Origin of the sequence: Paenarthrobacter sp. Z7-10 (genome assembly GCF_026932795.1) — a bacterium.
Classification (GTDB): domain Bacteria; phylum Actinomycetota; class Actinomycetes; order Actinomycetales; family Micrococcaceae; genus Arthrobacter_M.
Window position 1 is genome coordinate 1 of the sequence record NZ_JADPVH010000098.1, and the last position, 7,192, is coordinate 7,192.

Annotated in this window: 10 protein-coding genes; 7 read left to right on the plus strand and 3 right to left on the minus strand. The window is 60.8% G+C overall.

Features of this window, described 5'->3' with window-relative positions:
- Window positions 1-118: 118 nt before the first annotated feature.
- Both IV498_RS19185 and IV498_RS18200 read right to left on the minus strand, forming a co-directional pair.
- A complete protein-coding gene (locus IV498_RS19185) occupies window positions 119-241 on the minus strand; it encodes a DUF1028 domain-containing protein (protein WP_442951385.1) in 123 nt (40 codons plus the stop codon).
- Window positions 242-434: 193 nt separating this feature from the next.
- Entirely contained in the window at window positions 435-1,379 is a 945-nt protein-coding gene (locus tag IV498_RS18200) for an ABC transporter substrate-binding protein (protein WP_269048490.1), read from the minus strand.
- A 376-nt stretch (window positions 1,380-1,755) separates the two neighbouring features.
- Here IV498_RS18200 and IV498_RS18205 point away from each other — a divergent pair, with 376 nt between their 5' ends.
- Window positions 1,756-2,481, plus strand: coding sequence for an SRPBCC family protein (locus tag IV498_RS18205; RefSeq protein WP_269048491.1), 726 nt, complete (start codon window positions 1,756-1,758; stop codon window positions 2,479-2,481).
- Between the two features lie 388 nt (window positions 2,482-2,869).
- Here IV498_RS18205 and IV498_RS18210 read toward each other — a convergent pair whose 3' ends face one another.
- Window positions 2,870-3,133, minus strand: coding sequence for a GlsB/YeaQ/YmgE family stress response membrane protein (locus IV498_RS18210; protein WP_269048492.1), 264 nt, complete (start codon window positions 3,131-3,133; stop codon window positions 2,870-2,872).
- Window positions 3,134-3,455: 322 nt separating this feature from the next.
- On the opposite strand from IV498_RS18210, the gene IV498_RS18215 reads away from it, so the two are divergent.
- The 6 genes from IV498_RS18215 to IV498_RS18240 all read left to right on the plus strand — a co-directional run bounded on the left by IV498_RS18215 (window position 3,456) and on the right by IV498_RS18240 (window position 7,056).
- Window positions 3,456-4,235, plus strand: a complete 780-nt coding sequence (locus IV498_RS18215) for a hypothetical protein (protein ID WP_269048493.1) — start codon at window positions 3,456-3,458, stop codon at window positions 4,233-4,235.
- Window positions 4,235-4,660, plus strand: a complete 426-nt coding sequence (locus IV498_RS18220; RefSeq protein ID WP_269048494.1) for a phage holin family protein — start codon at window positions 4,235-4,237, stop codon at window positions 4,658-4,660. Before IV498_RS18215 ends, IV498_RS18220 begins: the two co-directional genes overlap by 1 nt.
- Complete coding sequence (locus tag IV498_RS18225) at window positions 4,657-5,265, plus strand: DUF3618 domain-containing protein (RefSeq protein WP_269048495.1); 609 nt, start codon at window positions 4,657-4,659, stop codon at window positions 5,263-5,265. Before IV498_RS18220 ends, IV498_RS18225 begins: the two co-directional genes overlap by 4 nt.
- 379 nt (window positions 5,266-5,644) lie before the next feature.
- Window positions 5,645-6,178 carry a MarR family winged helix-turn-helix transcriptional regulator gene (locus IV498_RS18230; RefSeq protein ID WP_269048496.1) on the plus strand — a complete coding sequence of 178 codons (534 nt, stop codon included), beginning with the start codon at window positions 5,645-5,647 and terminating at the stop codon, window positions 6,176-6,178.
- Window positions 6,179-6,216: 38 nt separating this feature from the next.
- Window positions 6,217-6,408, plus strand: a complete 192-nt coding sequence (locus IV498_RS18235) for a DUF4383 domain-containing protein (RefSeq protein WP_330059880.1) — start codon at window positions 6,217-6,219, stop codon at window positions 6,406-6,408.
- Between the two features lie 96 nt (window positions 6,409-6,504).
- Window positions 6,505-7,056, plus strand: coding sequence for a hypothetical protein (locus IV498_RS18240; protein WP_269048497.1), 552 nt, complete (start codon window positions 6,505-6,507; stop codon window positions 7,054-7,056).
- The last annotated feature ends 136 nt before the right edge of the window (window positions 7,057-7,192 follow it).

Consider the following 7,192-nt stretch of genomic DNA (forward strand, 5'->3'; position numbering starts at 1 on the left):
ACAACGGCGATCGCCGAACTCTGCGAACAACTCACCAGCACCCAAACCCGATACCCCGACACCGAGCTCATCCTGCGCTACGCGGTCAAAAACCGTACCTGAGCCCACCCGTATTAACTCACCATGTCAGGAGCCCTGGGGCTCCGAAAGTGCAAATAGCACCGACGGCGGGCACTGCGGTGGAAACCGCCACCCCGACCATGCCGCTTTTAGGGCAGCGCGCAGCAATGGAAAACGTCATTTGATTCTCTCTTTTCAGTCGAAGGGGACTCTGCTGTCGGGGGCTGACGGCTTAGAACGATGGGGGTGTCATAGCGCCAATCAGGACGGCGGTCCGTTGTCGTTGAATTGCGGTACCAGCGCGGCAGCGACGAGTCATAGGTCAGGGAATCGCCTTCATCGAGTTCGTAGCCAAGGCCGGCAGTCGCGAATGGCTATGCTCCGGGTTTCGGATTAACGACAGCTTCGGTGACCGCTCCGGGAGCGTTGTTCCATGTGTCCAGGATTTTCTTGTAGTCCCCGTCTTTGATCAGTTTGTTTATGACTTTGGCAACCAGGTTAGCCATCTCAACGTCGCTTTTTGCTACCGCGATGCCTTGAATGGCTGCGTCGTAGACGTCGCCCAGCGGCTCCAACTGCTGCCCCGTTTGAGAAATGGCGTAGTACGTGATGGGCGAATCGGCGAGCATCGCATCAACGCCACCGTTAGTCAGCCGCGTTGTCACGTCGGCTTGAGTTTTCAAACTGATGACGTTAATCGGGGTCTTTCCCGCGTCGACGCATGCCTTCGACCGGTTGGTTAAGTCCGGTTCTTCTTCGATCGTGCCGGTCTGGACTCCCACGGTCTTGCCGCAAACATCATCCATACTGAAATGCTTGGGGTTGCCCTTCTGCACCGCCCACAGCACGCCGGCATTAAAGTAGCTGACCATATTAACGGCTTGGAGACGCTCCGGGGTGATTCCCAAGGAGGCAATCGCCACGTCGTATTTTGCCCCTAACCCCGGTAAAATACTGGGGAAGGCGGCCACATGGAATTTAGCTTCGAGACCCAGCGTCGCCGCGATCGCCTTGCCAAAATCGATCCCGTATCCCATCGAAGTCTGGCCGTCGTTTCCACCGGTGAATTCGGCGGGAGCATATCCGGTACCGGTACCAATATCCAACGCGCCTTTAGCCTTGATGTCTGAGGGAAGCATGCTGGCGAGATTCTCGTCTTTGGGGACAGAATCTGCACTGAAGCTCCCGGGTCCTGAAGGAGCTCCGGCTCCGGATTGGGAGGCCGAGGTGCAGCCGGCGGTGGCCAGGCAGATGACGATGCCAATGGCTGCGAGTTTGCCCAAAGCCAGCTTTGTTGTTCGTGTGGAAATCTGAATCATCGTTTCATCCTCTGGACGAGATCTAGTCGCGAACTCTTCTGAAATCAAGTGGTTGACCTGTGCCGCACAGCCTAGGCCTGCCCGGTCCGACGCGCTATAGCCGCGAATTTTCTCGATTCTACTGTGCCACGGTCCGGACCTGCTCCGAGAGTATGCGTCCCCCAGTGACGCCCGCGCCACCTCCCCGCCCTTTCCCCCATTTTTGAAGGCGTCGCCGAACGGCGAGCATGGACGGGATGCCCAAACGCTGGATTGGACCACCGGAATGCTGCATGATCCGGGAACGCTACCCCGGGAAACGGGCTTGGCGTATAGTAAGCACACTGACAATCGATCTATTATTGTCATTTCTGTCGTTCCGGTTGAAGGAGACGTAGTGAGCACAAAGGTCGAGAAAAATATTCTGGTGAACGTGCCGGTGAGCATTGCGTACAACCAGTGGACCCAGTTCGAAGACTTCCCCCACTTCATGGGTGGGGTGAAAAGCGTGAGCCATCTCAGCGATGACCGGCTGGAATGGGTTGCTGAAATCGGCAGTGTGCGCCGGAATTGGGAGGCCAAAATTCTGGAGCAGGTGCCGGACCGTAAGGTGGCCTGGGCCGCGACTGAGGGAGCCACGAACGCCGGTTCCGTATCTTTTGAGGATGTGGGCGGTGGGCAGACACAGATACATCCGTCTCTGGACTATGAGCCGGAGGGGCTGGTGGAGAAGATCGGCGACAAGTTGAACGTGGTGGAGCATCAGGCGGAAGGTGATCTGGACCGGTTCAAGGCGTTTATCGAGGCGGAGGGGTATGCCACCGGTGCTTGGCGGGGGACGATCAGCGATGGCGCGGCCGTGGGGACCCCTGACGTGGGGGATGCCGACCAGTCACGAGGGGACAGTGGCAAGGCCGGGGTATCCGGGAAAGTGGCGGCTGGTATCGGATTGGCTGCTGCAGCAGCCGCTGTAGGAGTCGCCGCCGCAGCGTCAGGCAAGGATTCGAACGAAAAGACGGAACCGGGTGCTCCTGTGGTTGTTGCGCCCGCCCGGCCTGAACAGGCCTATGCGGCGACGCCGGGTCATCCCATCACGGCTGATGACGCTGTTGAAGGCGGCTAGCACCTACTCACCCCTACGGGGGAGGGATCGGTTGCGCATCCCTTCGACCAGTCCAATGGCCTCATCGACACCGGCGGCGATTCGGATGGAACCGCAGAAAGTGACACCAAAAGCATGGAGGACCGTGAAAATGACTCCGACACCGGTACAGGTGATTTTCCGGCAAACCTGCCCGGCGGTAACGTCGGCGGCCAACACTAGGAAGCAGGGGCTGCCCATCACGTGATGGCATATGTCGTAGGAGCGGCGGCCTACGACGGCCGCCGCTCCGAGGCATTGCAGGGCTGTCGATGTGATTCGCCAGGGTGTGCAGCTCCAATGTCCGGCACCGGTGGCCCGGGCCCCGAATCGTGGCCACATGGACCTGTTTGGTGTTGTGCGGGTGGGGTTACCTGTGTCGCCGTTTGGTGATCAGTCCCCAGATAAGCAGGAGCACTATGGAGCCGCCGATAGCGAGCAGCCAGGTTTGGAGTGAGAAGAAGTTCTGCAGGTGTGCGCCGAAGGCCAGGCCACCCAGCCAGCCGCCCAGGAGCGCTCCGATGACTCCCACAATCATGGTCTTGATGATGCCACCGCCTTGGCGGCCGGGAAGTATCAGTTTTGCAATGGCTCCGGCGATAAGCCCGAGCACAAGAAAAGCAAAAAATCCCACTGTGTTCTCCTTCTAAGGGCTTCCACCACGGAAGGCCCGCTGACTTGGCGATGGGAGCCGATCCGTCGGGATTGGCGCCCATGAATAGTAACTTCTCCTCAGTTGTATCTGTGTGCACCTCACGACGCCATGGATTCAAGCTCAGGAGTCGGCGTGGTACTAGCGGCGGCCGGACGTTTCCGCTCCCACAGACGGCCGATAGAGCATGATAAGCACCCTTACAATATAATCATAAGCATGGTTACAGTATAATCGTAAGCATGCTTACTGTGGAGCCAACATTTTCAGTTCCGGACCAGCAGCAAATCTTCGAAAGAGAGTGATGATGACAGAGAACCCATTGACGCCAGATACGCAGACCCCCTCCTACAGGGCCGCCACGGAGACAGCCGGGACCGGCTCCACCACGGAAACTGGCGGGACGGGCTCCACTGCGGAGGCTGCCAAGACTGAGGCGGCGGATGTGGCCCATGTGAGTGCAGAGTCTGCAGGCGACGTGGCTGCGACGGTGAAGGATGAGACGGCTCAGGTCGTGTCCGAAGTAGGGTCCCAGGCCAAGGACCTTTTGACGCAGTTGCGCACGGAATTGGGGGATCAGGCCGACACTCAGCAGCAGCGCCTTGCTGCTGGTCTGCGCTCTGCCGCTGATGAACTGCATTCCATGGCTGATTCTTCGGATCAGAGCGGAATGGCCAGTGATCTGGTGCGCCAGGGGGCGGACAGGTCCGCTTCTGTGGCTTCCTGGCTGGAAGGACGGGATTCCGCGGCTTTGCTTGAGGAAGTGCGCGGCTTCGCCCGTCAGCGTCCCATAGCGTTTCTGGCTCTCGCCGCCGGGGTCGGCATCCTGGCCGGCCGGCTGACGAGAGGTCTGAGCGCGGGAACTCCCAGCAGCGGGGCTACTAACCGCGCGGTATCGGCCCCCGTGGTGCCTGTTTCGCCGGCCCCTGCACCTGTGCCTGTTCAGCCCTACGGCGCCGGAGACGTGTACGCGGAACCCACACTTGCACCGGGGGAGCCCCCCGTTTCCACGACAGCCCTGCCCGGATCTGCAGGATACTTGGCTCCTACGACGGAGCCCGTCGCGGATAACGGACGGTACTGATGAGCAGCGAAATCCCGCACACCGCCGCCGAAGAGAGAGCCGCCACCACATCCCTGGGCGACTTGCTCGGTCAGGTCACCGGTGATGTCTCGACTCTGATGCGCCAGGAAGTTGAGCTGGCCAAGGTCGAGCTGAAACAGTCAGCCACCCGTGCCGGGAAGGGTGCCGGCCTGTTGGCCGGTGCCTCGGAAGCGGCACGTATGACCCTGCTCTTCCTCTCCATCGCCCTGTGGTGGGCGCTCGGCGCTCACGTCACCGGGCTGGGTTGGTCCGCGGTGATTGTCGCCGTCATCTGGGGCATCATCGCCGCGGTGCTGGCTGCCAGGGGCCGCAAGGAGATGCAGGCTATAAGGGGTCTGCCCAACACGACGCAAACCCTGCAGGAAATCCCCGAAACTCTGAAACCAAGCGAGGAACCACGATGAGCGAAAACCCAGAAGTCCTGCGAGCCAACATAGAACAGACCCGCGCCGCCCTGAGCGCCAACGTCGACGCCTTGGCCGATAAGGTCAGCCCGTCGCACATCGTGGATCGGCAGACCGAGAAGGTCAAGGAAAACGTCCGCGGGGCCGTGACCGGGCTCAAAGACCGTGTCATGGGAGCTGCCGATCACGTCGGCAATACCGCGCACTCCGCCGTTTCCGGAGTAGGCGACACCCTCTCCGACACCGGAGAGGCCATCGGTGACGCCCCACACCAGGTCGCGTCGAAAGCTCAAGGCAACCCCATGGCAGCGGGTCTGATCGCCTTCGGCGCCGGAATGCTCATCGCTTCCCTGATCCCCGCCTCGCAGAAGGAACGTGAAGCCGCCGAGGCCATCAAAGACGCCGCCGCGCCTTTGACCTCACACCTGGCCGAGGCTGCCAAAGACGTCGCGCAGGAACTGCAGGAGCCGGCCCAGGAAGCCGTGGAAAGCGTGAAAAACACGGTGTCCGATGCGGCCGGGCACGTCAAGGACGAAAGTCAGTCCGCTGCGGGCGACGTCACCGACCGGGCAGCGCAAGCTAAAGACAACGTGCAAAATGCCTAGGTCCTGAACAACGATGTCCGGTGGCTGTGACCGTGTGCTTTCAGGCGCAGCCGCTGGGCCTCCCTTTGGAACGCAGGACCACTGGGATCACGCGAACCTTTCCCGCCCTCAGGTTGGGCAGCACTATCCGCGCCGGAGGGGACGATGCGCAGGAGACGGAATGACGAAGGAACCAAGCACGGTAGGCGGGACGCCACTCCGGGACAACCTCTCCCGGGGATGGCCCTGGGACTATCGCGGTTGGACCGAACCGGGGTGTGGATCAGTGAGAGCCGGTCCGGATCGAACACCTAAGGCGTCGCCTGGACCGGCGACGGAGCGCGCGACGGAACTTGATTCCTGGCCCACCACACGGCTGCTGATCACCGCTGGTCGGCACGTGGAATACCTCGGCAATCAGATCCTGGCGCCCTTGAACCTGACCATGTCGTCATTTACAGCCCTGATATCCCTCAACGCGGCCGGTCCGCTATCTCAAGCAGCCCTGGCCGGCAGCCTCAGAATTCGGGCGCAAACAGTCGGCAAAATTCTTCAGGGCTTGGAAAACGAAGGATTCATCACCAGGAACAAGGGAGTGTTCGATCGGCGCAGCACCAAAGTCGCGCTCACCGACGCCGGCCGGGAAGCGCTGCAAGATGCTCAGAAAGCCGTGAACGACCTGTCGCTCGAGAACGCCGACGCATCCGCGGAACTGCGGTTACTGCTCAAAGAATTGATAAGGGACATCCCCGCCACGGACACCAATCCGAGGGCCCACCCGGCCCAAGGATCCCAGCAGTGGACCCAGGCAGACGGACCGAGACAAGCGGCCGCCCGCCCATCGATAGCGGAAGAGGGATTACCGGTGCAGCAAGGCGTTCCTGCTGACATAAAAGCTATCCCCGCCGTCCCGCCCCAACCATATTCGGGATAAAGGCCACGCTCAGCGGTTCCGGTGCCCGGAACTACCTGATCTGGGGCGGAGGGATTTACCTCGTGCTGTGGCTCTACGGGCTGTTCACTGGCAACATGGACTCCGGAGCAAACTTTGTTCCCCTCAACACCGATAATTGGCTGCACCTGTTCCTGGGTATTGGCATGATCGCCCTGGGTTACTTCCTTGGTCGGAACTTTCGAAACCGCAGTGCAGCGTCAGATCTTTAATGGACCACAATGTTACGGAGAGGGTTGTCCCGGAAGGTGAGGGTCTTCGCAGCCTCACGTCAATGTAGTACTTCCAAATTTTGAGAGAAGGAAACCATCATGGCTAACCTCATCGCCCGATCCATCCATGACTTGACTGCAGCGGCCTGGTTCGGCGGTTCCCTGATGGGCGCCGTTGGCCTTAACGGGGCCACCGGGCAGGCCAAGGATTCCACCGAACGTACCCGTCTCTCGGCTTTGGGATGGAAACGGTGGGCCCCCGTTCAGGGCGCAGCACTGATCGGGCACGTCGTTGCCGGACTGGCGGTGATCAACGAAAACAAGGAACGCATCGCCAGCCAGGATGGTGGTACCCGGCTCACCGCGTATAAAACGGCTGTCACTCTCACCGGTGCCGCACTTACCCTGTACACGGGGATCTTGGGCAGGAAAGTGGAGCAGCTCGCCGGTGAAGGCGCCGAAGGCGCCACCGAGCCGGGCCCGGGCAGCTCCAAGGAACTGGCATCAGCCCAACGGCAACTCAAGATCCTGCAGTGGACGATCCCGTTCTTCGCTGGCACCGTCATCGTCCTGGGCGCCAAACACGGCGAAATGCAGCGGACCCATAACGTCCTCAAAGGCCTCGTGAAACGATCCTTACACAGTTAGCCAGCTGGCTGGCTGGATGGATCGGTACCGGTTGGTGCGGTTGGCGCGGATGCCGGAGGGGTGTGTAGTTGCGCGTTGTTGACCGGTTCCTAGAGCCTGCCCCGGGAAACCGGAGGCCCGCACTTGCGGGCCTCCG